Below are 25,861 nucleotides of genomic sequence, written 5' to 3' on the forward strand. Positions count from 1 at the left end.
TCACATAGATGGGAAGAGCATTTGAATTCCGCAAAGGCCGGAAGATGAAGCGCTGGGACAAGATGTCCAAGGACTTTACCCGCATCGGCCGGGAAATCGTGATGGCCGTGAAGGAAAGTGGTCCTAACCCGGATACCAACTCCCGCCTGCGCACGGCCATGCAGAACGCCAAGGGCGTCAACATGCCCAAGGACCGCGTGGAAGCCGCCATCAAGCGGGCCAGCAGCAAGGAGGAAAAAGACTACCAGGAAGTGGTGTACGAGGGCTACGCGCCCCACGGCGTGGCTGTCGTGATTGAAACGGCCACCGACAACCCCACCCGCACCGTGGCCAACGTGCGCATGTACTTCAACCGCGGCAACGGGGCCCTGGGCACGGCCGGCTCCTCGGATTACACTTTCACCCGTAAGGGCGTGTTCCGCCTCGCCGCCGAGGGCCTCGACCTCGACGAGCTGGAGCTGGAGCTCATCGATGCCGGTGCCGAAGACGTGTACGCCGACCAGGAAGAAGACGAGCACGGCGCCGTGAAAGACTTTATCGTAGTGGAAACCGCCTTTACCGACTTCGGGCAGATGCAGAAAGCCCTGGAAGAAAAGGGCCTGAACGTGGTATCGGCCAACCTGCAGCGCATCCCCAACACGACCGTGACCCTGGAAGGCGAGCAGCTGGAAGAGGTCATGAACCTGATTGAGAAGTTCGAAGAGGACGACGACGTGCAGGCCGTGTACCACACGCTGGGCTAGACCACATCGGCCGACGAAACCTTGCCTGATACACGCGGGCCGCTCCGGTTGGGGCGGCCCGCGTGTGGTTTTGGGGTAGCGGCAGAAGCGGCGGCCAGTACTTCTTGTTAGCTTTAGCCCCATGCTTTCTATTCTGCTGGCCGTGCTTACGGGGTACCTCAGCCTGGGTATTGCTTACTTCGGCTTCCGGCGGCCCGGCTACTCGCACCTGCGCCATACCATCAGTGAGCTGGGCGAAGATGGCGCCCCAAACCGCCGCGCCGTCAGCTGGGGATTGTTCTTCGTCGTTGGCGCGGGCCTGCTGCTGGGAGCATTGCTGGCCGAAACCGCCGCTTTGCGCGGCCTGCTGCTGTGCCTGGGCAGCGGGTACGTGGTAGCGGCCGTATTCCCCTGCGACGTAGGTTCGCCTTCCGGCGGCTCGGCCAAGCAGGCCGTGCACAACCTGGGTGGTGCGGTGGAATATATCGGCGGTATTTTCTTTCTGAGTCAGGCCCGGAATGCGCTTTTATGGCAGGATGTCCTTTCCGCCAATGGGCAGATAGGATTGCTTATCGGTTGCCTGGTGGCCGTTTCTTTACCAGGCTTCCCGGGCCGCGGCTTGGCGCAGCGCCTGGCCGAAGTGCTGCTGTTCGGGCAGGCTTTTTGGCTCAGCATCCATTAATATTGTCCCGATTACTCTATTTCTCCCCGGTATGCCCTTGCGGCAGCGTATGAAAAACATCCTCACATTAGCATTTCTTCTCGGTTCCTTCGTTGTCAGGGCCCAGCAAGCCGAGCTACTGGCTCTGCTCAACAAGGAAAACGTTACGGGTATGCAGCTGGTTTACACCAAAAAGGGCGAAACCAAGCAGTACAGCCTGGGGCTGCGCCAAGCCGGCTCCACCCAGGCCCCAATGACTTCCACGACCATCCTGCAGGCGGCCTCCCTGGGTAAAGTCGTGCTGGCCTACACCGCCCTGCGCCTGCACGACCAGGGCCGGCTCGACCTCGACAAGCCCCTGCTCACCTATGCCCCCTACCCTCGCCTGCAGGGGGAGCCCCGGGCCGCAAAAATCACGGCGCGCATGGTACTGGGCCACACCACCGGCCTGCCCAACTGGGCCGACTACCCGCTGGCCGAGAGTTGGAAAACGTCGAAACTGACCCTGAAATTCGCGCCCGACAGCTGCTGGAGCTACTCCGGCGAAGGCTACGTGTGGCTGCAGCGTACCCTGGAGCAGATTACCGGCAACACCCTGGACCAGCTGGCGCAGCAGGAAGTATTCGGTCCGCTGAAAATGCCCAACAGCTCCTTTACCTGGCAAGCCCGCTTTGAGAAGAATGCCGCCTACGGCCACGACAAAGCGGGCAAGCCCACTGATATCAAGCGGTTCAAGGAGCCTAATGGCGGCTTCAGTTTGCTTACCACCGCCGCCGACTACAGCCGTTTTGTCCGGGCCCTGATGACGGGCAAAGGCCTGAAGCCCGCCACCGCCAAGCTGCTGACGACGGCGGCCAACGCCGCCACCCGCTGCTCCACGCCCGCTACCGCCACCGATGCCAACATCAATTGGGCCTGGGGGCTGGGCCTGGCTACCACCAGCCACGGCCCGGCCCAGTGGCACTGGGGCGACAACGGCGACTTCCGGGGTTTCTTCATGACGTTTCCGAACTCCCAGGAAAGCCTGCTGTTTCTGACCAACAGCGCCAATGGGCTGAAAATCACCGACGAGGTACTCCGCCTATTTCTCGGCCCGGGCCACTACCAGGCCATGCAGTGGCTGGCCGAGGAGAAGTAGGCTAGCCGATGTCCGCAGACCGACCAGTAGCGCGAACCGAGTAGTTCGCGCCCTGCACCGGTAAGTCTTTTTCCTCTGATACTTATCGTTCGAGTGGGCAAACAGCACCGCTTGCGCTACTCTCTTGCCAGTACCATGTCTACCGATGTCGAACCTCAGGAGCAAGAAATTACCCACCGCCACTTTATCGTGCACAAGCCCTTTGGCTACATGAGCCAGTTTGTGTGCGAGCTGAAAAAGAAAAAGCTGCTGGGCCTGCTCCACGACTTTCCCGCCGGCACTATGTCCATCGGCCGCCTCGACGAAGCCAGTGAGGGCCTGCTGCTGCTTACCACCGATGGCAAAATCAGTGAGCGAATTCGTGCCAAATCGGTGGAAAAGGAGTACTACGCCCAGGTCGACGGCCTGATTACCGACGAGGCCGTGGCCCAGCTGCAGCAGGGCGTCGAAATCGGGCTGCACGGCGACAAGTACCAGACCCTGCCCTGCCGGGCTTTCCGCCTCGACACACCGCCCAACCTCGGGGCCCGGGGCCGTAAAATCCGCGACGACCGGCACGGGCCCACCAGCTGGGTTTCCATTATCGTCACGGAGGGCAAGTTCCGGCAGGTGCGCAAGATGACGGCCGCCGTGGGCTTCCCCACCCTGCGCCTGGTGCGGGTGCGCATCGGCAACATTGACCTCGGCGAGCTGCCGGCCGGCGAAGTACAGGAGGTAGGCGGCTTTTTCACCGAGGCCCCCGTGCCCACCGTGGTGCCGCTGCCCGAATCCGCTTAACGGAGCGAAACAAGCGGATGCCCTGCTGAGCAAAATCAAAGCATTGGTATTGTAGTGCGAATACCACAGAGCGGTGAAGCTGCCTCGGCAGGCTCGGCATGGCCCTCATGTCTCAGGTGGGCATACCCGTTGATTACTGTTCCCTCCGCATACCGGGCGCTTTTGGCTGGGGCTGAAATTATGGGTAGGTTTAGCGAATCAGCACTTTTTCCGCCCCGCCATGACCCACACTCTTCTTCGTTCCGCCGCGTTGCTGCTGGCCGGCCTCAGCACGGTTGCCTGCTCCCAACAAGCTCCCCAGGATGCCTCGGCCGGTTCCGACCAGACGGCCCCGGCCGCTGCTTACTTTCAGCCCACGGAGGTCGGCGTGCAGGATGGCGGCGTGCAAGTCATTCCGATAACCACGCCTAAGGGGACGTTCAACGTCTGGACCAAGCGTTTCGGCAACAACCCCAAGATGAAGCTGCTGCTGCTCAACGGCGGCCCAGGCGCCACCCACGAGTACTTCGAGTGCATGGAAAACTTCCTGCCCAAGGAAGGCATCGAGTTTATCTATTACGACCAGCTGGGCTGCGGCAACTCCGACAACCCCCAGGACACCAGCATGTGGAGCCTGCCGCGCTACGTGGAGGAAGTCGAGCAGGTGCGCAAGGCCCTGAACCTGAACAAGGACAACTTTTACCTGCTGGGTCACTCCTGGGGCGGTATTCTGGCCGCCGAGTACGCCTTCAAGTACCAGCAACACCTCAAGGGCCTCATCATTTCCAACATGATGATGAGCTGCCCCGACTACGGCAAGTATGCCGACCAGGTGCTGGCCAAGCAGATGAAGCCCGAAGTGCTGGCCGAAATCCGGCAGATTGAGGCCCGCAAGGACTTCCAGAACCCGCGCTACATGCAGCTGCTCGAACCCAACTTCTATGCCCAGCACGTCTGCCGCGTCGTGCCCAACCCCGAGCCCGTGACCCGGTCGATGAGCAAACTAAACGCCTCGCTCTACGTCACGATGCAGGGTCCCAGCGAGTTTGGCATCTCGGGCAAGCTCACCACCTGGAACCGGGTGCCCGACCTGCCCAAGCTCGCGGTTCCGGTTCTGAGCATCGGCGGCAAACACGACACCATGGACCCCGAGCACATGCGCATGGTGGCCCAAAAGGTGCAGAACGGCACTGCCCTGATTTGTCCCGAAGGCAGCCACATGAGCATGTACGACGACCAGCAAACCTACATGAATGGCTTAACCAAGTTTATTCTGGGCGTGAACAGGGGTGAGAAGAAGGTGCAGTTATAGTTAATGGCTATGCGCATCTTTCTGCCTCTTTTCGTGCTAATACACCTCTCTGGGCGCCTAACTAATGCCCAGTCGTTATCTGCTCCAAATGACACAATTGCAACTCAATACTCCCTGCCTCAAGCCAACTGCGCTAGTTTTCCGGCAGCGGCTGTACCACGGATGTTCGATGAAGAATTGTTGAAGAATGTAAAACGGTTTACCCCTAGTAAAACGCAGATAACTAAAACTGAAAAAGCCCTACAGCAAGTCGATTTTGGCCGCATCAATGCTAAGCCCCAAAAGAGCTATTATGCTGAATATATTACTATCATTAAACAGCATTTGCCGAAGTACAAACGGCAGTATTACGGTTATTATAATGCTGAAGGTCATGCCTGCTTATTCATTAATCTATTTATCGAAAATCGGGAAGAAGCACCCAATCGGGTGCCTAGCTGGCTCACTGATTTCAGATGGGCATATGACGGCGGTACTGCTTACTGGTCGGTATACTACGACCTGAAAGCGCAGAAATTCTACCAGTTCGGCCATAATGGCGAAGGGTAGGTACTGTTTCTTTATCGTCGTTCGACTATGCCGAATGACCATTACGCTTTGAGCACACTCCGCTGCAAAGCTGCCCGTGCCGCCCACCACTTTCTCGCAAACCAGATCATGCCCGTCCCCTACCGCACCCTCTTCTTCCTCGACAACGCCTCGACCAGCATCGTCGAAATCAAGCGCCTCGACTTGCCCGATGAGCAGGCGCCCGACGTGCTTTACCACTGGCTGCTGTTTGATAAAGCCAGCCGCCGCGTTACCAAGCTCGAATTTCTATCCATGAACTCCTTGCCCCAGGCCGAGGAGCGGGAGTTTGAGCAGGGCAGCCTGCGCTTCGACCAGCACACGGGCGTGTATACCAGCGCCACCACTGGGCAAGCCCAGCAGCTGGCGGCCAGCCGCCACACCGAGCTGCCCGAGGCCCTGGCTACGGCGGTGGAAGGCTACTTACAGCGCTTATAACCGGACCAAGAGAATGCCATGACCCGCAGAACAGGAAGCCCGGGGGCGTATCTAATGCCTAATGCAGGCGTCTAAAAGGCCCCGACGCCCGGCCTGCCACCTAGCTTCTGCGTAACTTGCCGCCCCGCCCGCACCGTACGCGGGCTTTTCACCTTTTGCCGCTTGCCTTATGCCCAGTTACGACACCATTCGCCTCAACAAATACATCAGTGAAAGCGGGGTCTGCTCCCGCCGCGAGGCCGACAAGTTTATCGAGCAGGGCACCGTGTTTGTGAACGGCAAGCGCGCCAGCATCGGCGACCAGGTCAGCAGCAAGGACAAGGTCATTGTCAACGGCAACCTGATTGAGCCCCGGGCTCCCGAAGACGCCATTTACATTGCCTTCAACAAGCCCCCGGGCATTACCAGCACCACCGAGGCCTCGGTCAAGGACAACATCATCCGCTACATCAAGCACAGTGAGCGGATCTTCCCCATCGGCCGCCTCGACAAGGACTCCCAGGGCCTGATTCTGCTGACCTCCAACGGTGATATCGTCAACAAGATCCTGCGGGCCGGCAACAAGCACGAGAAGGAATATATAGTAATGGTCGACAAGCCCATTACCGAGCAGTTTATCGAGGGCATGCGCAACGGGGTGCCCATCATGGGCATCATGACCCAGAAGTGCGAGGTCAGCAAGGAAACCAACTACATTTTCCGCATCACGCTTATCCAGGGCATGAACCGCCAGATTCGGCGCATGTGCGAGCATTTCGGTTACGAAGTAGTCCAGCTCGAACGCATCCGGGTGATGAACATCAGCATCAAGGGCCTGGGCGTGGGCGACTGGCGTGAGCTGACCGAGAAAGAGTTGGCGGAGCTCTTCGCCATGACCGAACGCTCGGTCGGCACGAAGGAAGCCTCGCTGCCCAAGAAGCGCGTAGGTTCGCCCGCCACCAAGTGGAGCACCCGTCCCGCCCGTTTCAGCGAAGATTTCGACGGCGAAGCCAAGCCGGCAAAGCCCGGTCGCAAGCCGGCTGGGTCAGCCTCCCGCCCCGGCCGCCCGGCTACCGGCGGGGCCAAACCCGTGCGCAAACTGGCCAACGGTAAACCCGCCTTCGAGGGCGACAAACCTTTCAAGTCAGCTAGCCGCCCCACTGGCCCCGGCTCCAAGCGCAAGCCCGCCGCCAAAACCCTAAACCGCGCTCCGAAAGGCAACGCCGGTAGCCGGGGCAGCAGCCGCACCAAGCGCTAAACACCAAATCAGCGGTAAGGGCCTCCGTCACAGCAGGCCGGCTGAAAGCACGGCTAAATAACAGCCTTTTTCTATGTTTCAAAAGTCCGTTGGAGCGTTGGCTTCCGCGGACTTTTTTGTTGCTATTAGGCTGTTTGAACGCAGCAGGGCCTGTTTTCAGCAACCTTGGGCAGCTCAGCAGGTCGCCTCCGGTCCATTTTAAAAACTCTAATTATCTGCAATAATACCGCCTCACACTCCAACGAGGCAGCAAACTTATGAGTAGGTTTGAAACGCCTTGGTTGCCAAACCAAACTTCGTATTCTTCTACCTATTCTTCTTTTTTGCAATGACTCAAAAACCATCCAATGCTTTTATCGGGGCTTCCTGGATAGCCCTGCTCGCCGGCATGACAGCCTACAACGTGGGCCTATGGAACGCCACGATGCCACTCAACGAAAAGGGCTACTACTTTACTATTCTGCTCTACGGCTTGTTTGCCGCCGTGTCGTTGCAAAAGACTGTGCGTGACCAGTTAGAGGGAATTCCGGTGACCAATATCTACTACGGCTTATGCTGGTTTGCCACCCTCTCGGCCGTGCTCCTCCTGGCCGTAGGCTTGTGGAACGCCACGCTCACGCTCAGCGAAAAAGGCTTCTACGCCATGGCCTTCATGCTAAGTCTGTTTGCCGCCATTGCCGTGCAGAAAAACACCCGCGATAGTCGGCTAGATGGCCCTGCAGCCGGTTCCGCTGCGGAGCCGCCCCTACCTCGCCTGGACTAACTGGCCCGGCATGTCACAATAACAGCAACTATGACCTAGGATTGTATATTCAATTTACCATATCATTGCCCATCCATTCATTTATCCAATCATACTTATTATGAAAAAATTAGCTGTTTTCGCCTTGCTTTTAGTTGCTGGAACCTCCTGCTCTAAAGAAACGGCCGCGCCGGCCTCCGCAACCGCCCAAACCAGCGCCAGCGCCAAAGGCGACGACTACCAGTGTCTCGACGTGTATGACCCGGTGTGTGCCAACGGCGTAACCTACTCCAACGCCTGCTATGCCGCTAAAGCTGGCGTAACGTCTTACACTCGCGGTGCCTGCGGTGGTGGCGGCAGCGAGTACTAAGGCCCCCGTAGCCAACGTCAGTACCCAAAAAAACGGCCCGACAGTTCAGAAGAACTGTCGGGCCGTTTGGCATCAGGCCGTAGAGGCCCGCGGGTTGCAGAAGCTTACTTTACATTCACGAGCACGCCCAGGTAGGCCAGGCGGCCGAGTTGCGGCCCACCGATGATCTGGGTGTTGTTCGTGTCGAACAGGTTCGACACCCCGGCCTGCAGCGTGGTAGCCAGCTTGGGCACGGTATAGCCCAGGTAAGCATCGGTCGAACGGTAGGTGCGCACGTAGCCGCGGGCGAAGGGCAATTCCTGGTCGTGGCCTTCTACCCAGCGGTAATTCACCGAGTAGCTCAAATTGTGCAGCACCGTGCCGCCCACGTTCAGGTTGTACTTGTGCTTGGGCGTGTTGAAGTATGTCCGGAAGTTGGCGGGCAGGTTGCTGCGGTCCAGGACGTTGAGCGAGTAGTTGCCGCCAATATTCAGGGCTTTATGCAGGTAGTACGTAATCCCGATGGTAGCGCCCTGGGTGCGTACTTCCTGGCTGTTGTTGTGCGCGGCGAAGATGATGCGGGCCGGCGAGGCGCTGGGGTCGGTGAAGTTGGAAGCCAGACCAGCATTTACCTGGGCGGCGGTAGGACGGGTGCCGTCCACGTTGCCAACGAAGGCCGTGCCCCCAATGAAGTCGTTGTAGCGCGAGCGGAAGTAGCTGGCATCCACGTACACATTCGGGATGATGGCGCCTTTGTAGCCGATTTCAACAGTGCTGGCCTTTTCCAGCTTCAGCTTGTGCAGGCTCAGCTCGTAGCCCGCCAGCGACGTGCCCGGCGTGTACGATTTGCCTTCGGCGTTGGTGAAGCTATACCCCTCGAAGCCATTCAGGTTGCCCAGCAAAATGAAGGTGCGCACGTCCGAGTTCAGGTACTGGTCGGTTTGGGAAGGGCTGCGGAAGGCCTGCCCGTAGGAAGCACGGAAGTTGTGCTGCTTGTCGGTGCCAAAGGAATACACGGCCGAAGCACGGGGCGAAAATGACGGATCAAAGTTTTTGAACATGTCGACGCGAGCGGCCAGGGCCAGCTTCAGGTGGTCCTGCAGCAAGGTCTGGGTCAGCTGTCCGTAGGCGCCGTACTCGTAGTTGCGAATGCGGCTGCCGTCGGTATCCGAGAACAGCTTGCCGCCCGAACCCAGACGGTATTCGCGGTACGCACCCCCCAGAATCAGGTCGGTGCCGGCATCCGACACGCGGAAGCTGCGCTGGGCGCTGATGTCGTTGAGGAAGGAGTTGAAGTTCTGCTGGGCCCCGCGGCCGGGCTGGTCATCGGCCACAATCTTGCTGCGCAGCTCCGAAAAGCGCGGATCCGAGGACTTTAGATGAACAGCATCGGCCGCAGCCTTCGCCGCTACCTGAGCATCAGCAATGCTGAGTTTATTTACCTCCCGGGCCTGGGTATAGGCCTGGTTGAAGGTAGTGAAATAGAGCTGGTTGTAGCGCGTCGTGCCGCCTTCCGTCGTCGGCGAGTTCTGAATCAGGGCGCTGAGCTGGGTTAACTCGTAGCTGTTGCCGGTGAAGTCTTCGGTGGAATACGCCCGGATAAAGCCCTTGGAGCTTTTCAGTTCGGCCCGGTACTGATTCGTGCCCAGGCCCTTAATACGGAAACGGCTCTGGTTCTGGTAGGTCGAGGTGCCCTCGCCGCGCTTGGCTTCCAGGGTCAGCTTCAAATCATCCTTAATCAGGTAAGACAAAGCGCCCTGCACCCGATACGAAGTCGTTTTCTGGTCGTCGCCAATGAGTTCCTGCTCCGTAAAACCGGGCATGTGCACCGTCTTGCCGTAGAGCTCGGGGTGTACGCGGTAGGCCGGCGTAGTACCGGAAGCTGGCCGGTTTTGGAAGGGCGAAAACAGGTTGCTGATTTCCCCGTAGCTGCTCACCGCATCGTAGCCCAGCGGGGAGCCGGCCGGGTTTGACGAGAAGCTGGCCGCGTCCCGGTTGTTGGCAATCCAGTCGTTGGCCTGGAAGGCACTGGCGTTGAGCTTGAGGGCCCACTTGTCGCCGAGCTTGTGGGCATAGCGCACCTGCCCGTCCAGCAGGTTGCGCTGCCCGCCGCGCAAACGCACGCTCAGGCCCTCGTAGACAAACGGGTCCTTGCTGTTGAACAAGACCACCCCGCTCAGGGCATTGGCCCCGTACAAGGCCGAGGCCGGTCCGTGAATCAGCTCGATGCTTTCCATGTCCAGCTCGGGAATGCCCACCAGGTTGCCCGGGCTCAAATTCAGGCTCGGCAGGGCCGTGTCCATGTAGTCGACCAGCTGGATGACCCGCTCGCTCTTGGCCGTGTTGAAGCCCCGGGTGCTGACGCTGGTAAAGAGCATCGAGGCCGAGTTCACGTCCACGCCCGGCAGCTGGCCCAGCCCGGCCAGCACCTCCGGCGTGCTGAGGCGCTCCAGCTGCCGGCCCGTTACCTTGTCGATGGTAACCGGGGCGCGCAGGATGTTCTCCTCCACCCGCGAGGCCGATACAACGGTTTCGTTCAGCAGCAGCGTGGCGCTGGGAGCCAGCACGATGCTGAGCAGGTTGTCGGCCTTGGCGACTTTCACCAATTGACTTTCGAAGCCCACGTAGGCCACCAGGATTTCGACCGGACCATTGTCGAAGGAAGCATTCAGGCTGAACTTGCCGAGCTGGTCGGTGCTGGTGCCAATGAAGGTGCCTTTGATGAAAATGGTAGCTCCGGGCAGCGGTTCGCCGGTATTGGTAAGAATGACGCCGCCAATGGAGGCTTCCGTGGGGTCGGGCGCGTTGCTTACGGGCTTGCGCTTGGTGGCGGCTTTGGCTTTGGCCGTTACGTGGGGGTTGCCGCCGGTTGGGGCTGCGGCCAGAGGAGCTGCCTGCAGCAGGGCTGCGGCAAGCAAAGCAGGATAAATTTGTTGCATTCGGTGAGGGAGTACTAGATCAGAAACCCAAACCTACTGCGGCTAATCCGCCCAAAGGCCATTCCCTATGCTAACAGCTGGCCAGTGCTAGCTGAACGACGGGTTTGGCTGGCTGAACGAAATCAGCCCAAGTTCCAACGGAGGCCAAAGCCCGGCCGCTTGACTGGCGCAAGGGGCTGGCGGCAGAGCGGCTTTTTACCCGGCCCCCGACCCGCAGCAACACAGATAATCGGCTTCTCGCGTAACTTGCACCCCATAGCTCAGTTATTAGCGAGCCGGCAGGCTGCTGTACTGACGAAAAAATCTCCCCTTCCCAACCGACTACCACCCCGCGCATGCTCCGTACCGACTGGACTCTCGACGAAGTAAAAGCTATTTATTATCAGCCCGTTCTGGAGCTCGTAACCCAGGCTGCGGCCGTGCACCAGCAGCACCAGGCCACGGGGGAAGTGCAGGTGTGCACCCTGCTGAGCGTGAAAACCGGCGGCTGCCCCGAAGACTGCGCCTACTGCCCCCAAGCGGCCCGCTACCACACCGGCGTGCAGGCCCACAAACTGCTGCCCGACGCCGAAGTTATTGCCGCCGCGCAGCGTGCCAAAGACTCGGGCTCGACCCGCTTCTGCATGGGCGCCGCCTGGCGCGAAATCCGCGACAACCGCGACTTCGACCGGGTACTGGGCATGGTAGAGCAGGTCAATGAGCTGGGCCTGGAAGTGTGCTGCACCCTGGGCATGCTCAATGAGTACCAGGCCGAGCGCCTGAAACAGGCGGGCCTCTACGCCTACAACCACAACCTGGACACCAGCGCCGAGCACTACTCCGAAATCATTACGACCCGCACCTACGACGACCGGCTCAACACGCTGGAGCACGTGCGCAAGGCCGGTATTTCGGTGTGCTCGGGCGGCATCATTGGCCTGGGCGAAACCGACGAGGACCGCATTGCCATGCTCCACACCCTGGCGACTCTGCCCGCCCACCCCGAAAGCGTGCCGGTGAATGCGCTGGTACCGGTAGAAGGCACCCCGCTGGCCGACCAGCCCCGCGTGAGCGTGTGGGAAATGCTGCGCATGATTGGCACGGCCCGCATTCTGATGCCCCAGACCATGGTCCGCCTCTCGGCCGGTCGCCAGGAAATGCCCGTCAGTGAGCAGGCCCTCTGCTTTTTGGCCGGTGCCAACTCCATCTTCTCGGGTGAAAAGCTGCTGACCACGCCTAACCCCGACTTCGACGCCGACCGCCAGATGTTTGACCTGCTGGGCCTCAAGCCCCGCAAGGCTTTCAAAGACGTGCCCGAAGGAGCCACCGTACTGGGCAAGCAACTGGCATAAATACGACTCTTGCAGAAAGCCCTGAGCCGCTCGGTTCGGGGCTTTTGTTTTACCTCCTGTTGCCCGTTACTGATGAATATCCAATTTGATCTGAACCTGGACCACGCCTACGCCGAAGCCCTGCGCGAGCAGCACGGCTCGCACGCGGCCCACGAATTGATTTCCGAGCTGGAAGACCAAATCGGCTCGGCCGTGAACCTGGTGGTGCAGCGCCACGGGGTGCTGCCCGCCGTGGGCGACCGGGTGGAAGTTGACTTCGAGTGGGTTGTCATTACGGCCCGCACCTTCGGCCAGGATGGCACGGTGTGGCTGTCGGCCAACCGCTTTGAGGTCTAGCCCCGCGGCGGTGCCACCCGTGGGTTCCTCGCCCCTGCTCGACCGCCTCACCCAGCAGCTTGTGCAGCGTGATGCCGAGGGCACCCGGCGCCGACTCAGCCTGCCAGCGCCCGGCGCTGTGGACTTCAGCTCCAACGATTATCTGGGGCTGGCCCGCTCCGGGGCCCTGCACCAGGCGGTGGTTCAGGCGCTGCAAACCGACTCCGGGCTGCTGGTCGGAAGCACCGGCTCCCGCCTTCTGACCGGCAACTCGGCGGCCACCGAAGCCCTGGAAACGCACTTGGCTACGTTTCACCACGCCGAAGCGGCCCTGCTGTTTAACTCGGGCTACGTGGCCAACCTGGGTTTTTTCGGCGCCGTACCCCGCCGCGGCGACACGATTCTCTACGACGCGGCCAGTCATGCCTCGGTGAAGGACGGCATCCGCAGCAGCTTTGCCACGGCCTACAGCTTTCGGCACAACGACCTGGCCGATCTGGAAAAGCGCCTGAGCCGCGCCACAGGAGAGGTTTTTGTGGCCGTCGAGGCGTTGTACTCCATGGATGGCGACCAGGCCCCGCTACCAGAATTAGCCGCTTTTTGCCGGGCGCGGGGCTTGCATCTGGTCGTGGATGAAGCCCATACCAACGGCCTCTACGGTCCCCACGGGGAAGGGCTGGTCGTGGCCTTGGGGCTGCAAACCGAGGTGTTTGCCCGCGTTGTTACCTTCGGCAAAGCCCTGGGCAGCCAAGGCGCCGCCGTAGTGGGCCCGGCCGTGCTGCGCGACTTTCTGCTCAATACCAGCCGGCCTTTCATGTTTACCACGGCGCTGGCCCCGCTTTCCATCGTGGCGCTTACGGCCGCCTATGCGCTGCTGCCCGCCCTGCATGCCGAGCGCGAACAGCTATTCCGGCTCTCCGACCAGCTGCAAAGCAAGCTGGCGGCGGTGCCCGGCGTACAGGTAGGCCCCGGGAGTCATGTCATTCACCCGCTGTTTTTCACCGAGCCGAGTCCGCGGAAAGTGCGGGCCGTGGCCGCGGCTGTGCAGCAGGCCGGCTTCGACCTGCGCCCCATTGTGGCGCCCACGGTGCCAGCCGGCACCGAGCGGCTGCGCCTGATTCTGCACAGCTACAATACGGAGGCCGAACTAGATGCCTTGGCCGCTACACTACGCCGTTTGGAAAGAGGCTCGGGCTAGGCCAGAGCTGTCGTAAACAACTTCGTCCGTTAGCTGTACTTTCTAGCCTATGCGTCCTTCTTTTTCCCGCCCCGAGCGGCTGTTTGTTACCGGCATTGGCACCGACGTAGGTAAAACCCTGGTGGCAGCCATCCTCACCGAAGCCCTGCAGGCCGACTACTGGAAACCCGTACAGGCCGGCCTGGAGCCCACCACCGACACGGCTACCGTCCGGCAACTGGTCGGCAACACCCGCTCCCGGTTTCACCCCGAAGCCTACCGGCTGGCCCTGCCGGCCTCGCCCCACAAGGCGGCGGCCGCCGAGCAGATTACCATTGAAGCCTCGGCCTTCCGGCTGCCCGCTACCGACAATCATCTGGTGGTGGAAGGCGCCGGTGGCCTGCTGGTGCCCCTGGCCCCGGGCCTGCTCGTAGCCGACCTTATTCAGCAGCTGCAGCTCGAGGTCATCGTCGTTTCGCGCCATTATCTGGGCAGCATCAACCACACCCTGCTCACCCTCGAAGCCTTGCAGCAGCGCGGATTGCCGGTGCGCGGACTCGTGTTCAACGGCGACCCGAACCCAGCCACCGAAGACTTCATCACCCAGCATACCGGCGTGCCGGTGCTACCCCGCCTGCGGCCCGAAACCGAGGTTTCGGCGGCAACCGTGACAGGCTACGCCCCCGACTTTCGCACCTGGTTCGGCTACTAGGATTTTGGCGGGCATGACTGCGCATGAGGCCAGCACGGGCCATCCGTCCTCAGCGAAGTGCCGCCCATTCTTTGCCCAGAAAGGCTTTATTAGAAGCCGCCCACGAAAGAGCACCGGCCACCTTTTTCAGGACGGGTTGCTTTGCGCTTCGCACAAACAGCGGCTTCTGCCATTGGTTACCCCCTTACCTTTGCCCGCCTGTCCCACTTTCTTGTTCCTATGAGTTCTTCCCTGGCCGAGCGTGACCACGCCGTGTTGTGGCACCCTTACACGCAGATGCAAACCGCGCCGCTGCCCATCCCCATTGTACGGGGCGACGGCAGCTGGCTGGAGGCGGAAGACGGCACCCGCTACCTCGACGGAATTTCCTCGTGGTGGGTGAACCTGCACGGCCACAGTCATCCTCACATTGCGGCCCGCGTGAGCGAGCAGCTCCGGACCCTGGAGCACGTGCTGTTTGCTGGTTTCACCCACCCCGCGGCCGTGGAGCTGGCCGAGGAGCTGCTGGCCCTGCTACCGGCCAACCAGGCCCGCGTATTCTACTCCGACAACGGCTCGACGGCCGTGGAAGTAGCCCTGAAAATGGTGCTGCAGTACTTTCACAACCAGGGCCAGCCCGAGCGCCGCACCTTCCTCTGCTTCCGCGACTCCTACCACGGCGACACCTTCGGGGCCATGGCCGTGAGCAGCCGCGGCGCCTTCACCCAGCCCTTTTGGCCCCTGCTCTTCAACGTCGAATTTCTCGACGTACCCGTACCGGGCCGTGAAGCCGCCACCCTGGCTCAGCTCGACGCCCTGCTGCGGCGCCCCGACGTGGCCGGCTTCATCTTCGAGCCCCTGGTGCTGGGCACGGCCGGCATGGTGATGTACGAGCCCGAAATTCTGAGTGAACTGCTGCGGCGCTGCCACCAACACGGTGTGCTTGCTATTGCGGATGAAGTCATGACCGGCTTTGGCCGGACCGGGCCCCTGTTTGCCTCCGAACTGCTGACCGAGCAGCCCGATATCATGTGCTTCTCCAAGGGCCTCACCGGCGGCACCCTGGCCATGGGCCTGACGACCTGCGCCGCACCGGTGTACGAGGCCTTTCTGAGTCAGGACAAGATGCGCGCCTTGTTTCACGGCCACTCCTACACGGCCAACCCCGTGGCCTGCGCCGCCGCGCTGGCCAGCCTGGAGCTGACCCGGGCCGAGCAGTGCGCCGAGCAGCGCCACCGCATTGAGCACCGCCACGCCGCATTCCGGCAGGAAATAGAGGACCAAGCCGGCATTCGGGCCGTGCGGCACCGGGGCACGATTCTGGCCGTGGAGTACGACCCGGGGGAGGGCACCAGCTACTTCAGCCGCCTGCGCGACGCCTTCTACCAACTGGCCCTCGACCACCACGTGGTGCTGCGCCCCCTGGGCAACGTGGTGTATCTGCTGCCGCCCTATTGCACTACCAACGCCGAGCTAGACCTGCTCTACACGGTGCTGCGCCGCATGCGCGAGCTGGTGCTCGACTTTACGCCTGCTCCCAACCTGCCCGAAATCCTGCATGATTAGCGCCGCTTCCGATTCACTGATCATCATCCGGGGTCGGGGCAGGGTGGCCGCCGTGGGCCTTGACTGGGCCGCCGCCACGTTTCAGTCCCGAAGCCTGGGCTCCCATACCCTGGCCGTCGGTGGCATTCCCGAGGCGGTGGAGCAAGCACTACAGCTCCTGCGCAAGCAAACGGCTAGCTACCGGCAGCTCGACCGCACGGTGCTGCTGGCCCTGCTGGCGGCCCGGCAGGCAACGGCGGCAGCGGGCTGGCTACCCCAGCCCGCCCCGGCTCTGGGCGTCAGCATAGGCTCCTCCCGCGGAGCCACCGGCCGCCTGGAGCAGTTTCACGAGGATTTTTTGGCCGATGGCACCGTGCCGGCCGCGGCCTCGCCCCTTACCACGCTGGGCAACGTCGCCAGCTGGGTAGCCTACGACGCCGGCACGGCAGGTGGGGCCGCCCTGAGTCATTCCAGCACCTGCAGCAGCGCGTTTCAGGCCTTGGGCAATGCCGTGGCCTGGCTGCGGGCGGGCATGGCCGAGCGGTTTCTGGCCGGTGGGACCGAAGCCCCGCTCACCGATTTTACCCTGGCCCAGATGCAGGCGTTGGGCATCTATTCCCCTTTCGCCGCCGCTGATTTTCCCTGCCGCCCGGGGGCGGGGCGGCCGTCCACCTTCGTGCTGGGCGAAGGAGCCGCCGTGTTTGCCCTGGAAAAAATCAGCCGCGCGGCGCTGCATGCCGAGCGGGCCCAGCAGCCGGCCGCTCCTGTCTTTTGCCTGGAGGGCGTGGGCTTTGGCTTCGAGGCAATTGGCAGCAAAACCGGCTTGTCGGCCGACGGGCAGCATTTCCAGACCGCCATGCGCGAGGCCCTGTGGCAGGCGGGCGCCGCCCCGGAAACGGTGGATGCCGTGGTACTGCACAGCCCCGGCACCCCCGCCGGCGACGCCTCCGAGCGGCGGGCCCTGCACGCGGTGTTTGGGGAAACCTTGCCCGATTTGGTGTCCAACAAGTGGCGCATCGGGCATACGCTGGGCGCCTCGGCCGCCCTGAGCCTGGATTTCGCCTGCCACCTGCTGACTGCTCAAGCCTGGCCGCCGGCGCCTTTTCCCACCGACCTTACCCCGGCCCCTACCCGACCGATCCGGCGGGTGCTGATTAATGCCGCTGGCTTTGGAGGCAACGCGGCCAGTGCCGTGGTGTCTGTGGTGTAAGTTTTCGGCCCACGTCCGTTTTTAGATGGCGGAGCCGTACTTTTCGTACTGAATTTCCACCGTGACTATTTCGCGCTGTTCTGCTTTTTCCTTGCCCTTCCGCTCCATGAATCTACGTTTCGCGCTGCTGCTTTCGGCCAGCCTGTCTCCGGCCTTTGTTTTTGCCCAAACTGCCCCTACTTCCGCCCCAACCCCCGACCCGGCCATCAAGCAAATGGTGGAAGCTGTTTCGGCCAAAAACCTGGAGGAGGATATCCGCAAGATGGTATCGTTTGGCACCCGCCACACCCTGAGCGACACCAAGAGTAAGAAGCGCGGTATCGGGGCAGCCCGCAACTGGGTGGAAAGTGAGTTTCGCAAGTACAGCAAGGCCAGCGGGGGCCGCCTCAAAGTGGAGCAGGACACCTTTCTGGTGAAGCCCGACGGCCGCCGCATCGACAAGCCCGTCATTATGGCCAACGTGATGGCCACCCTGCCCGGCACCGACCCGGCGGACACCCGCGTGTTCATCGTCAGCGGCCACCTCGACTCCCGCGTGACCGACGTGATGAACGCCACGGCCGACGCGCCCGGCGCCAACGATGATGCCTCGGGCGTGGCCCTGGTGATGGAAATGGCCCGCATCATGTCGCAGAAGCAGTACCCCTGCACCCTGATTTTCGTGGCCGTGCAGGGCGAAGAGCAGGGCCTCTACGGCTCGACCCACCTGGCCAAGCGGGCCAAGAAAGAAGGCTGGAACCTGGTGGGCATGCTCAACAACGACATCGTGGGCAACTCGAAAGGCTACGACCCGGAACTATCCGACAACAAGCACATCCGCATTTTCAGTGAGGGTGTGCCGGCCACTGAAACGGCCGATGAAGCCAAGCTGCGCCGCACCCTGAGCAGCGAAAACGACTCGCCCAGCCGGCAGCTGGCCCGCTACAGCAAAACGGCCTGCGAACAGTACGTCAGCGACTTCGGGGTGCTGCTGGAATACCGCCCCGACCGGTTTCTGCGCGGCGGCGACCATACGCCCTTCAACCAGCAGGGCTTTACGGCGGTGCGCTACACGGAAGTAAACGAGAACTTCAACCACCAGCACCAGGACCTGCGCACCGAAAACGGCATCCAGTACGGCGACCTGCCCGAGTTTGTCGACTACGCATATCTGCGCAAAAACACGGGCGTGAACCTGGCGACCATGGCCAGCCTGGCCCTGGCCCCCGGCGCCCCCGAAAACCTGGGCGTACTGACGGCCAACCTGACCAACCGCACGCAGCTGAAATGGGACGCGCCCAAGGTGGGCGAAAAGCCGGCCGGCTACGTAGTGCTGATGCGTGAAACCTCGTCGCCGGTGTGGCAGCAGCGCTTCCCCGTCACGACGACCACCGCTGACCTGCCCCACAGCAAGGACAACTACATCTTCGGAGTGGCCTCGGTGGATGCCGAGGGCCACGAGAGCCTGCCCGTAATTCCCAAGCCGGTCCGCTAGCAGCCCGTACTGCTTCGTGATGAAACAGCTTGCCTACGCACTCTTGCTGACCGGGGTAGCGGCCTGCAACGGGCCCGCTTCCGCCCCGGAAACAGCCGCACCACCTCAAGCCTCCCCACCACCGGCGGCCAGCACCAAACCGGATACCAGCTCGGCCCCTGCCCAGACGGTGCGCCGGTTTATCAAGTGGTACGCGCGGAATGGGGAAAGCCTGCCGGGCAACTTTGTGTTGAACGACGACGGGCTGGACAGCACCAAGTTCTATACCGTCAACTTCCCCGGGACGGAAGAGTGGCTGACGGCCGTGCAGCAAAGCGGCACCGTTTCGGCAGCCTACCTGAACGGCTGGCGCGCCTATTTCCGCAGCTACGCCGATACGCTGCGCCTGCACCCGCAAAACGACGGGCCGCCCGCCGGCTTTGACTACGATTTGCTGATGCTTTCCCAGGAGCCCGACACCAAGGTTGCGGAGTTGCAGGTTGGCACCTGCACCGTGGTACAGCAGCAGCCGGGCCACGCCAAGGTGCAAGCCCGCGGCCCCCGCCACGAAAACTGGCAGGAAGGCCTCAACTTCGAGTTGTCGCAAGGCCAAGACGGCCGTTGGTTGATTGACAGAATCGATAATGACAGCATGTAAGCCAAAGAGATTGGCCGACGTTCGTACCAAGTTTTTTTAGCCTATTGCACGCGGCAGCTTGCTTTGGGGCAGAAATTTCCGCCTGTTGGTATCGATAATATAAAAATCCTGTCCTTACTTGCAGCCGCAAACTCTTGCCCCGCCTTCGCGCGGTGACTCAGCCCCATGACTATTTCCTGCACCCGCTTTTCTTCGGTATTTTCGGTGGCTTCGGCCGGCCGTACTACCGTGGCTAAGCCGATGGCAGCTAAAAACATGATGCTGAAGAAATGCTTCAAACGGCTCTCGACCTGACCGTCGCACTTCTTCATGCTCCCTTCTTTATAAGCATCAAGCGCCGGTCCTCCCCAGACCGGCGCTTTTTGTTTGTTGTTTTCCGTACTACTCTCCGCCCCGTTCATTTTTTGGTTTACCCACGTTTTCACTGATGAAAGTTCTCAAGTTTGGCGGCACCTCCGTCGGCTCAGCCGAGCGCATGCGCGCGCTGCCGGCCCTTATTCAGGGCTCCGAGCCCCGTATCGTCGTCCTGTCGGCCATGTCGGGCACGACCAACGCCTTGGTCAACATTGCCAAGCTGCTCTACGACGGCGAAACCACGGCCGCGACGTACCAGACCGAGATTCTGCGCCAGCACTACCTGATTGTCGCCCGGGAGCTGCTCCCCGAGCCGGAGGTGGCCAACGAAGCCATTTCCCACCTCGACACTTCGTTCAAAACCATCTTCAGCCTGACGCGCCACCCGCTGTCGGCTTCGGGCGAGCGGGTAATTCTGGCCCAGGGTGAGCTGCTGAGCACCCTGCTGTTTCACCGCTACTATACCCGCATCCTGGGCGAGGAAGCCGTGCTGCTGCCGGCCCTGGACTTCATGCGCCTCGATAAAAACGACGAGCCCGACGGCGACTACATCGAGGAGCACCTGGCCCAAGTACTGGCCCCCCACGCCGGGCAGCAGCTGTTTATCACCCAGGGCTACATCTGCCGCAACGCCAACGGCGACATCGACAACCTCAAGCGCGGGGGCTCCGACTACTCGGCCTCGTTGATTGGGGCCGCGGCCCACGCCGAGGAAATTCAGATCTGGACCGACATCGACGGGCTGCACAACAACGACCCGCGGGTGGTGGAAGGCACTTACCCGATTCGGGAGCTGTCGTTTGACGAGGCGGCCGAGCTGGCGTATTTCGGGGCCAAGATTCTGCACCCCAGCTCCATTCTGCCCGCGGCCAAGCACGGCATCCCGGTGCGCCTGCTCAACACGATGCAGCCCGAGGCACCCGGCACGCTGATTTCGACCCAGACCGGCGACGAAGCCATCAAGGCCGTCGCGGCTAAGGACGGCCTGGTGGCCATTAAGATTAAGTCGAGCCGGATGCTGCTGGCCCACGGCTTTTTGCGCAGCGTGTTCGAGGTATTCGAGCGGTACCGCACGCCCATCGACATGATTACCACCTCGGAAGTGGCCGTCTCGCTCACCATCGACGACGCGACTCACCTGCCGGAGATTCTGGAGGAGCTGCGCAGCTTTGGCTCGGTGGAAGTCGATGAGCAGCAAACCATTGTGTGCCTGGTGGGCAACCTGATTCAGGAAAACAATGGCTCGGCCTGGCTGGTTTTCAACGCCCTGAAAGACATTCCGCTGCGCATGATTTCCTACGGCGGCTCGCCCAACAACATCAGCCTCCTGATTCATACCAGCAACAAGGTGCGCGCCCTGCAGGCGCTGAACCAGGGCTTGTTTCAGCAAAAGGCCGTCGCTCAGTAGCCCCGCAGTGCCCTGCTTCTCCACTCGTTAACATAGTACCTAGTACATGAGTTTTTCTCTTCCGGCCGAGGCCACGTCCCGGCCGACCCCCTTTTACCTGTACGACCTGGCTCTGCTGGACCGCACCCTTGCGGCGGTGCAGCAGGCCGCCCGCCCGCGCGACATTCACGTGCACTACGCCCTGAAAGCCAATGCTAATGCCCCGATTCTGGCGCGGATTCGGCAGCACGGCCTGGGCGCCGACTGCGTGAGCGGCCCCGAGGTGCAGCGCGCCCTCGACACGGGCTTTGCGCTCCAGGATATTGTGTTTGCCGGCGTGGGCAAGTCGGATGCGGAAATCAACCTGGCTTTGGCCGCCGACATCTGGTGCTTCAATGCCGAGTCGGTGGAGGAACTGGCCGTGCTCAACGAGCTGGCCGGAACCCAGGGCCGCCGGGCCCGGGTGGCGCTGCGCATCAACCCCAACGTGGACGCCCACACCCACCACTACATCACCACGGGCCTGGAAGCCAATAAGTTCGGCATTGGCCTGAACGACTTGGGCAGCGTTATCGACCAGCTCGGCGCCTTGCCCAACCTGGAGCTGGTGGGCCTGCACGCCCACATCGGTTCCCAGATTACCAACCTGAGCGTGTTTGGGGAGCTGAGCCGCAAGCTGAATGAGCTGCAAACCTGGCTGGAAGGCCGGGGCCACCGCCTGCCCCACCTCAACGTGGGCGGCGGTCTGGGCATCGACTACCACAACCCCGACACCCAGGCCATTCCTGACTTCGAGGCCTATTTTCAGATGTTTGAGCAGCACCTCGTGCGCCGGCCCGGCCAGCAGGTGCACGTCGAGCTGGGCCGCTCCATCGTGGCCCAGTGCGGGGCACTGGTCAGCAAAGTGCTGTACGTCAAGCGCAGCCAACAAACCAACTTTGCTATTCTTGATGCGGGCATGACCGAGCTGATCCGGCCGGCCCTCTACGGCAGCTACCACCAGATTCAGAACCTCAGCAGCCAGGGCTCCAAGCAGCTCTACGACGTGGTGGGCCCGATCTGCGAGTCGTCCGACACCTTCGGGCGCGAAGTGGCCATGCCCGAAACCCGCCGCGGCGACCTAGTCGTGATTCGCTCGGCCGGAGCTTATGGCGAGGTTATGGCGTCGAACTACAACCTGCGCGAAAAAGCCGAAGCAGTGTACGTAGGGTAGGTTCGCTACCCCATAGCCAGTACCAGCAACGTCCGGCCGAGCGGGCCGAAACATCTCTACTGCAATGGTGGAGATGCTTCGTCCCGCTCAGCCGGACGTTCTACTTTATCAGCGGTTTGTTTCTTCCCGCCTCTTACTCCCAGCTGCCATAGTAAATCGTCCAGGGGCCCAGGCGCTGCTGCTGGGGAAAGTAGGGTAGCATCCAGCCCCAGAAATCTTCCAGCTCCCCTTTCACAATCAGGACGGGGTGCTGGGCCAGCAGGCTTTTCAGGTATTGCTGCTGAGCGGGGTCGTTCATATCGACCAGTAGCTGTTGCCAGCGGGCATCGGCCTCAAACTGGGTTTCGCGCTTGATATCGTCGTTGTCGTGCTGCAGGGTGATGAGCGTGCGGTTCAGCTCGAAGGACAGGGACGGCAGCATTTCGTCGTAGACCAGCACCAGGCGCTGGTCGAGGTGGTTGATGCGCAGCCACTCGGCAATGGGTCGGGTGCTGCTGGCGGCCAGCTGGTTTTGGTGCAGAATAGGCTTGGCCGTGAGCAGCAGTGTGAGGGTAAAAATGACGGTCAGCACCAGCAGCCGCGGTGCTACCCGCACCTGGTTCCAGAGCGCCTGCTGCAGCACCAGCGCCACAATGCCCACGGCGGGCCACAACGACGTCAGGGGGTGTACTTCTACCGTGATACCCAGGGCCCCCGACAAAGCCGGCAGCAGGCAGAGCCCAGCCATGAGCAGCCCCAGCACCCCGGTCATGACCACGTACCAGCGGTAGAGCACGGCATCGGTCAGCCGGCCCAGGTAATACACAGTCAGCAGAGCCAGCCCCGGAAAAATAGGCAGCAGGTAGAGCAGCAGCTTGGACTTGGCCAGGGAGAAGAACACCAGGGGCACCAGCACCCAGAAGATGAGCACATTGCGCCACTGCCGGGGCACCGTGGCCCAGCGCGTGCGCGCCAGCTGCGTGAGCAGGGCCACTACCCACGGCAGGCTCCCGACGGGTACCAATACCAAGTAAAACCACCAGGGCTTGGCCCGCTTAAAGGCGTCGGCGTTGGCAAACCGCTCGGCCGTCTGCTTCCAGAGAAAGTAGTCCAGAAACTCCTTGTTTTCGGCCACCAGAAACAGATACCAGCTCAAGCCCACTACCAGCAGCAGCACCGGGCCGAGCAAATGGTGCACCGTAAACGGCCGCCGGGGCTGGGGCTGGCGGAAGTAAAAGCCGCCCACCACCATTAGCGGCAGTACGGCGCCTACCGGGCCTTTGGTCAGAAAGGCCAACCCCAAGGCTAGCCAGAACAGGTAAAACCACCGCCAACCGCCTAGCTGCAAGTAGCGCAGCATGCCGTAGGCCGCCAGCAGCTCCAGTGTCATCAGGTAAGCATCGGTAGTTACGTTGAGGGCCGAAATCAGCACGACCGGGAAGGTGCCGTAGACTACCGCAGCGGCCAGGGCGTGCCGCTCATTGCCGCCAAACAGCAGCCGCCCCAGACCAAAAACCAGCACCACCTGCAGTAGCACGGCCAGCACCGCCAGCAGCCGCACCCCACTACCCGTGGGGCCCGCCAGAGCTACGCCGGCCGCCGTCAGCCAGTAGGTTACCGGGGGCTTGTGAAAGTGCTGAATGCCCAGCAGACGCGGGTGCAGCCAGTCGCCATCGGCCAGCATTTCCCGGCTGATTTCCGCGTAGCGGGCCTCGCTGCTTTCCAGCACGCCCCAGCTGCCCAGGCCCAGCAGCAGCCCCGCCCCCAAGACCAGCACAAACAACCAGAGCCAGGTGCGGGAAGAAAACGAAGTGGGCATATGCAACAACAGAAGTAGGACAAAGAGCCGCGAAGGTAGCCAGAAACGCCCGCGGTGACTATCGTTAACTAAACCCGACGGCGAAGGTTGTACTACTACCCGTCCACTCAGCTCCTCTCCTGCCCGCTATGAAAATCCTGCTCACTGGTGCCAACGGCTACATTGGCCGCCGTCTGTTGCCCCTGCTGGTCGAGGCCGGCCACGAGGTGGTGTGCCTGGTGCGCGACCCGCGCCGCTTCGAGCTGCCCGAGTGGCTGCTGGCCAAGGTAACCGTATGCGCCGGGGATTTGCTGCAGCCCGAAAGCCTGCAAAGTCTGCCCCGCGACATCGACGCGGCCTATTACCTGGTGCACTCCATGAGTGGAAACGACCACAATTTCTTCCGCGCCGAGCAGCTCTCGGCCCGCCACTTCACCGACTACCTCGACCAGACTTCGGCCCGCCAGGTTATTTACCTCAGCGGTATTGCCAACGACCGGAACTTGTCGGCCCATCTTCGCTCCCGCAAGGCCGTGGAGAAAGTGTTGGGCAAGGCCCACCACGCGGCCGTTACGGTGCTGCGGGCCAGCATTATCATCGGCTCGGGCTCGGCCTCCTTCGAGATTATCCGGGATTTGGTTGAGAAGCTGCCCGTCATGGTGACCCCGCGCTGGCTCAACTCCCGCTGCCAGCCCATTGGCGTGCGCGACGTGATGCACTACCTGCTGGCCGTACTCGACCACCCCGACTGCCTGGGCGAAACCTTCGACATTGGCGGCCCCGACGTGCTGACCTATAAGCAGATGCTGGAGGGCCTGGCGGCCGAGCGGGGCTACCGGCGCTACATTTTCACCATCCCGGTGCTCACGCCGCGGCTGTCGTCGTGGTGGCTGTTTCTGGTTACGCGCACTACTTTTTCCCTAGCGCAAAGCCTGGTGGAAAGCCTGCGCAACGACACCATCGTCTCGCTCAAGCGCAGCATCACCCAGGTGCTGCCCCACCACTGCATGAGCTACCGCGAGGCCCTGGCCCTGGCTTTCACCCGCATCGAGCAGAACGAAGTAATCAGCAGCTGGAGTGACGCGGTGAGCAGCGGGGTGGTCGAGAAAAACTACATGGACTTCGTGCAGATTCCGCAGCACGGCATGCTCACCGACCGCCAAACGCTGCGCTTTACCCGCCCCCCGGAGGAGGTATTGCAGAATATCTGGAGTATCGGCGGGCAGCGTGGCTGGTACAAAGTCGACTGGCTCTGGCGCATCCGGGGGTTGATGGACAAGGCCGTGGGCGGCGTAGGCCTGCGCCGGGGCCGCCGCTCGCCTACCCGCCTGCGGCCCGGCGACCCGCTCGACTTCTGGCGGGTGCTCGTGGCCGACCGTCCCACGCGCCGCCTGCTGCTCTACGCCGAAATGAAGCTCCCTGGCGAAGCCTGGCTGCAGTTCCGCATCCTCGACAATGCCGATGGCTCGCACACGCTGGAGCAGCTGGCCGCTTTCCGGCCCGCGGGCCTGGCCGGCCGCCTGTACTGGTATTCACTGGTACCCTTCCACTTCGTCATTTTCAAGGGCATGATTGAGAATATCGTGCAGTACCACCCAACTGGGGCTAGCTCAGCCGCCGTACCAGCCACATAAGCAGGCTAAGCAAAACGCTCAGCAGCAGCATCGACACCAGCGGGGCGTAGAAACGAAAGCCGGGCCGCTCGATGCGGATGTCGCCGGGCAGGCGGCCAAACCAGCTGAACCAGCTGCCCCCGCCCAGCCACAGAACTCCGCCGACCAGCACAAGACCCAACCCCAACAAAACGAATAACTTACCAAGCTGCGGCGACATGGAAAACAAAGGCAAGGTGAACCGAAAGCAACTTTTGAAAGCCAGAGTATACGGCA

At 61.7% G+C, this 25,861-nt stretch carries 25 protein-coding genes; 21 read left to right on the top strand and 4 right to left on the bottom strand.

Annotated elements, in window-relative coordinates; translation table 11 throughout:
• The first annotated feature begins 8 nt into the window (after positions 1-8).
• The 10 genes from E5K02_RS07255 (at position 9) to E5K02_RS07300 (ending at position 7,943) form a co-directional block, all read left to right on the top strand.
• Positions 9-743: a YebC/PmpR family DNA-binding transcriptional regulator gene (locus E5K02_RS07255; RefSeq protein ID WP_135393494.1), complete on the top strand. Its 735-nt coding sequence runs from the start codon at positions 9-11 to the stop codon at positions 741-743.
• 121 nt (positions 744-864) lie between these two features.
• The gene (locus E5K02_RS07260) at positions 865-1,404 is read left to right on the top strand and encodes a DUF998 domain-containing protein (protein ID WP_135393496.1); all 540 of its coding nucleotides are present in this window, start codon (positions 865-867) and stop codon (positions 1,402-1,404) included.
• Between the two features lie 49 nt (positions 1,405-1,453).
• Positions 1,454-2,521 carry a serine hydrolase domain-containing protein gene (locus E5K02_RS07265; protein ID WP_167856313.1) on the top strand — a complete coding sequence of 356 codons (1,068 nt, stop codon included), beginning with the start codon at positions 1,454-1,456 and terminating at the stop codon, positions 2,519-2,521.
• 135 nt (positions 2,522-2,656) lie between these two features.
• Positions 2,657-3,298: a pseudouridine synthase gene (locus E5K02_RS07270; protein ID WP_135393500.1), complete on the top strand. Its 642-nt coding sequence runs from the start codon at positions 2,657-2,659 to the stop codon at positions 3,296-3,298.
• Positions 3,299-3,518: 220 nt separating this feature from the next.
• Positions 3,519-4,589 carry a proline iminopeptidase-family hydrolase gene (locus tag E5K02_RS07275; RefSeq protein ID WP_135393502.1) on the top strand — a complete coding sequence of 357 codons (1,071 nt, stop codon included), beginning with the start codon at positions 3,519-3,521 and terminating at the stop codon, positions 4,587-4,589.
• Between the two features lie 9 nt (positions 4,590-4,598).
• On the top strand, positions 4,599-5,138 hold the full coding sequence (locus E5K02_RS07280) for a hypothetical protein (RefSeq protein WP_135393504.1): 540 nt from the start codon (positions 4,599-4,601) through the stop codon (positions 5,136-5,138).
• A gap of 108 nt (positions 5,139-5,246) precedes the next feature.
• Positions 5,247-5,594 (top strand): hypothetical protein, encoded by a 348-nt coding sequence (locus tag E5K02_RS07285; protein ID WP_135393506.1) that lies wholly within the window; start codon positions 5,247-5,249, stop codon positions 5,592-5,594.
• Positions 5,595-5,763: 169 nt separating this feature from the next.
• On the top strand, positions 5,764-6,831 hold the full coding sequence (gene rluF / locus E5K02_RS07290; protein ID WP_135393508.1) for a 23S rRNA pseudouridine(2604) synthase RluF: 1,068 nt from the start codon (positions 5,764-5,766) through the stop codon (positions 6,829-6,831).
• A 328-nt stretch (positions 6,832-7,159) separates the two neighbouring features.
• A complete protein-coding gene (gene yiaA / locus E5K02_RS07295; RefSeq protein WP_135393510.1) occupies positions 7,160-7,594 on the top strand; it encodes an inner membrane protein YiaA in 435 nt (144 codons plus the stop codon).
• A gap of 100 nt (positions 7,595-7,694) precedes the next feature.
• Entirely contained in the window at positions 7,695-7,943 is a 249-nt protein-coding gene (locus E5K02_RS07300) for a Kazal-type serine protease inhibitor family protein (protein WP_135393512.1), read from the top strand.
• Between the two features lie 104 nt (positions 7,944-8,047).
• Here E5K02_RS07300 and E5K02_RS07305 read toward each other — a convergent pair whose 3' ends face one another.
• On the bottom strand, positions 8,048-10,861 hold the full coding sequence (locus E5K02_RS07305; RefSeq protein WP_135393514.1) for a TonB-dependent receptor: 2,814 nt from the start codon (positions 10,859-10,861) through the stop codon (positions 8,048-8,050).
• A 335-nt stretch (positions 10,862-11,196) separates the two neighbouring features.
• Between E5K02_RS07305 and bioB the strand changes: the two genes are divergently transcribed.
• The 8 genes from bioB (at position 11,197) to E5K02_RS07345 (ending at position 19,241) form a co-directional block, all read left to right on the top strand.
• Positions 11,197-12,192 carry a biotin synthase BioB gene (gene bioB, locus E5K02_RS07310; protein ID WP_135393515.1) on the top strand — a complete coding sequence of 332 codons (996 nt, stop codon included), beginning with the start codon at positions 11,197-11,199 and terminating at the stop codon, positions 12,190-12,192.
• 72 nt (positions 12,193-12,264) lie between these two features.
• Positions 12,265-12,528: a hypothetical protein gene (locus E5K02_RS07315; RefSeq protein WP_135393517.1), complete on the top strand. Its 264-nt coding sequence runs from the start codon at positions 12,265-12,267 to the stop codon at positions 12,526-12,528.
• Entirely contained in the window at positions 12,518-13,705 is a 1,188-nt protein-coding gene (locus E5K02_RS07320; protein WP_240737183.1) for an aminotransferase class I/II-fold pyridoxal phosphate-dependent enzyme, read from the top strand. Before E5K02_RS07315 ends, E5K02_RS07320 begins: the two co-directional genes overlap by 11 nt.
• A gap of 49 nt (positions 13,706-13,754) precedes the next feature.
• Positions 13,755-14,396 carry a dethiobiotin synthase gene (bioD, locus tag E5K02_RS07325; protein WP_135393521.1) on the top strand — a complete coding sequence of 214 codons (642 nt, stop codon included), beginning with the start codon at positions 13,755-13,757 and terminating at the stop codon, positions 14,394-14,396.
• Positions 14,397-14,615: 219 nt separating this feature from the next.
• Positions 14,616-15,941: an adenosylmethionine--8-amino-7-oxononanoate transaminase gene (gene bioA, locus E5K02_RS07330; protein ID WP_135393523.1), complete on the top strand. Its 1,326-nt coding sequence runs from the start codon at positions 14,616-14,618 to the stop codon at positions 15,939-15,941.
• A complete protein-coding gene (locus E5K02_RS07335; protein WP_135393525.1) occupies positions 15,934-17,130 on the top strand; it encodes a beta-ketoacyl synthase N-terminal-like domain-containing protein in 1,197 nt (398 codons plus the stop codon). The genes bioA and E5K02_RS07335 overlap by 8 nt, the downstream gene beginning before the upstream one ends.
• Positions 17,131-17,236: 106 nt before the next feature.
• Positions 17,237-18,604 carry a M28 family metallopeptidase gene (locus E5K02_RS07340; protein WP_135393527.1) on the top strand — a complete coding sequence of 456 codons (1,368 nt, stop codon included), beginning with the start codon at positions 17,237-17,239 and terminating at the stop codon, positions 18,602-18,604.
• Positions 18,605-18,623: 19 nt separating this feature from the next.
• Positions 18,624-19,241, top strand: coding sequence for a hypothetical protein (locus E5K02_RS07345; RefSeq protein ID WP_135393529.1), 618 nt, complete (start codon positions 18,624-18,626; stop codon positions 19,239-19,241).
• Positions 19,242-19,282: 41 nt separating this feature from the next.
• Here E5K02_RS07345 and E5K02_RS07350 read toward each other — a convergent pair whose 3' ends face one another.
• Positions 19,283-19,666, bottom strand: coding sequence for a hypothetical protein (locus tag E5K02_RS07350; RefSeq protein WP_135393531.1), 384 nt, complete (start codon positions 19,664-19,666; stop codon positions 19,283-19,285).
• A gap of 2 nt (positions 19,667-19,668) precedes the next feature.
• Here E5K02_RS07350 and E5K02_RS07355 point away from each other — a divergent pair, with 2 nt between their 5' ends.
• Both E5K02_RS07355 and lysA read left to right on the top strand, forming a co-directional pair.
• Positions 19,669-21,003 (top strand): aspartate kinase, encoded by a 1,335-nt coding sequence (locus E5K02_RS07355; protein WP_135393533.1) that lies wholly within the window; start codon positions 19,669-19,671, stop codon positions 21,001-21,003.
• A gap of 46 nt (positions 21,004-21,049) precedes the next feature.
• Positions 21,050-22,195 carry a diaminopimelate decarboxylase gene (lysA, locus tag E5K02_RS07360; protein WP_135393535.1) on the top strand — a complete coding sequence of 382 codons (1,146 nt, stop codon included), beginning with the start codon at positions 21,050-21,052 and terminating at the stop codon, positions 22,193-22,195.
• A 133-nt stretch (positions 22,196-22,328) separates the two neighbouring features.
• On the opposite strand, the gene E5K02_RS07365 is transcribed toward lysA, so the two are convergent.
• On the bottom strand, positions 22,329-23,993 hold the full coding sequence (locus tag E5K02_RS07365) for an ArnT family glycosyltransferase (RefSeq protein WP_135393537.1): 1,665 nt from the start codon (positions 23,991-23,993) through the stop codon (positions 22,329-22,331).
• Between the two features lie 128 nt (positions 23,994-24,121).
• Here E5K02_RS07365 and E5K02_RS07370 point away from each other — a divergent pair, with 128 nt between their 5' ends.
• Positions 24,122-25,606, top strand: a complete 1,485-nt coding sequence (locus tag E5K02_RS07370) for an SDR family oxidoreductase (protein WP_135393539.1) — start codon at positions 24,122-24,124, stop codon at positions 25,604-25,606.
• On the opposite strand, the gene E5K02_RS07375 is transcribed toward E5K02_RS07370, so the two are convergent.
• Positions 25,578-25,805 (bottom strand): DUF2905 domain-containing protein, encoded by a 228-nt coding sequence (locus E5K02_RS07375; RefSeq protein WP_135393541.1) that lies wholly within the window; start codon positions 25,803-25,805, stop codon positions 25,578-25,580. The genes E5K02_RS07370 and E5K02_RS07375 overlap by 29 nt on opposite strands.
• Between the last annotated feature and the right edge of the window lie 56 nt (positions 25,806-25,861).

It is taken from the genome of Hymenobacter metallicola (assembly GCF_004745645.1).
GTDB lineage: Bacteria > Bacteroidota > Bacteroidia > Cytophagales > Hymenobacteraceae > Hymenobacter > Hymenobacter metallicola.

Bases quoted from the DNA above. Each gene is read 5' to 3' on its own strand.
- E5K02_RS07255 (WP_135393494.1), top strand. From the start codon at position 9: ATGGGAAGAGCATTTGAATTCCGCAAAGGCCGGAAGATGAAGCGCTGG.
- E5K02_RS07260 (WP_135393496.1), top strand. From the start codon at position 865: ATGCTTTCTATTCTGCTGGCCGTGCTTACGGGGTACCTCAGCCTGGGT.
- E5K02_RS07265 (WP_167856313.1), top strand. From the start codon at position 1,454: ATGAAAAACATCCTCACATTAGCATTTCTTCTCGGTTCCTTCGTTGTC.
- E5K02_RS07270 (WP_135393500.1), top strand. From the start codon at position 2,657: ATGTCTACCGATGTCGAACCTCAGGAGCAAGAAATTACCCACCGCCAC.
- E5K02_RS07275 (WP_135393502.1), top strand. From the start codon at position 3,519: ATGACCCACACTCTTCTTCGTTCCGCCGCGTTGCTGCTGGCCGGCCTC.
- E5K02_RS07280 (WP_135393504.1), top strand. From the start codon at position 4,599: ATGCGCATCTTTCTGCCTCTTTTCGTGCTAATACACCTCTCTGGGCGC.
- E5K02_RS07285 (WP_135393506.1), top strand. From the start codon at position 5,247: ATGCCCGTCCCCTACCGCACCCTCTTCTTCCTCGACAACGCCTCGACC.
- rluF (WP_135393508.1), top strand. From the start codon at position 5,764: ATGCCCAGTTACGACACCATTCGCCTCAACAAATACATCAGTGAAAGC.
- yiaA (WP_135393510.1), top strand. From the start codon at position 7,160: ATGACTCAAAAACCATCCAATGCTTTTATCGGGGCTTCCTGGATAGCC.
- E5K02_RS07300 (WP_135393512.1), top strand. From the start codon at position 7,695: ATGAAAAAATTAGCTGTTTTCGCCTTGCTTTTAGTTGCTGGAACCTCC.
- E5K02_RS07305 (WP_135393514.1), bottom strand. From the start codon at position 10,861: ATGCAACAAATTTATCCTGCTTTGCTTGCCGCAGCCCTGCTGCAGGCA.
- bioB (WP_135393515.1), top strand. From the start codon at position 11,197: ATGCTCCGTACCGACTGGACTCTCGACGAAGTAAAAGCTATTTATTAT.
- E5K02_RS07315 (WP_135393517.1), top strand. From the start codon at position 12,265: ATGAATATCCAATTTGATCTGAACCTGGACCACGCCTACGCCGAAGCC.
- bioD (WP_135393521.1), top strand. From the start codon at position 13,755: ATGCGTCCTTCTTTTTCCCGCCCCGAGCGGCTGTTTGTTACCGGCATT.
- bioA (WP_135393523.1), top strand. From the start codon at position 14,616: ATGAGTTCTTCCCTGGCCGAGCGTGACCACGCCGTGTTGTGGCACCCT.
- E5K02_RS07335 (WP_135393525.1), top strand. From the start codon at position 15,934: ATGATTAGCGCCGCTTCCGATTCACTGATCATCATCCGGGGTCGGGGC.
- E5K02_RS07340 (WP_135393527.1), top strand. From the start codon at position 17,237: ATGAATCTACGTTTCGCGCTGCTGCTTTCGGCCAGCCTGTCTCCGGCC.
- E5K02_RS07345 (WP_135393529.1), top strand. From the start codon at position 18,624: ATGAAACAGCTTGCCTACGCACTCTTGCTGACCGGGGTAGCGGCCTGC.
- E5K02_RS07355 (WP_135393533.1), top strand. From the start codon at position 19,669: ATGAAAGTTCTCAAGTTTGGCGGCACCTCCGTCGGCTCAGCCGAGCGC.
- lysA (WP_135393535.1), top strand. From the start codon at position 21,050: ATGAGTTTTTCTCTTCCGGCCGAGGCCACGTCCCGGCCGACCCCCTTT.
- E5K02_RS07365 (WP_135393537.1), bottom strand. From the start codon at position 23,993: ATGCCCACTTCGTTTTCTTCCCGCACCTGGCTCTGGTTGTTTGTGCTG.
- E5K02_RS07370 (WP_135393539.1), top strand. From the start codon at position 24,122: ATGAAAATCCTGCTCACTGGTGCCAACGGCTACATTGGCCGCCGTCTG.
- E5K02_RS07375 (WP_135393541.1), bottom strand. From the start codon at position 25,805: ATGTCGCCGCAGCTTGGTAAGTTATTCGTTTTGTTGGGGTTGGGTCTT.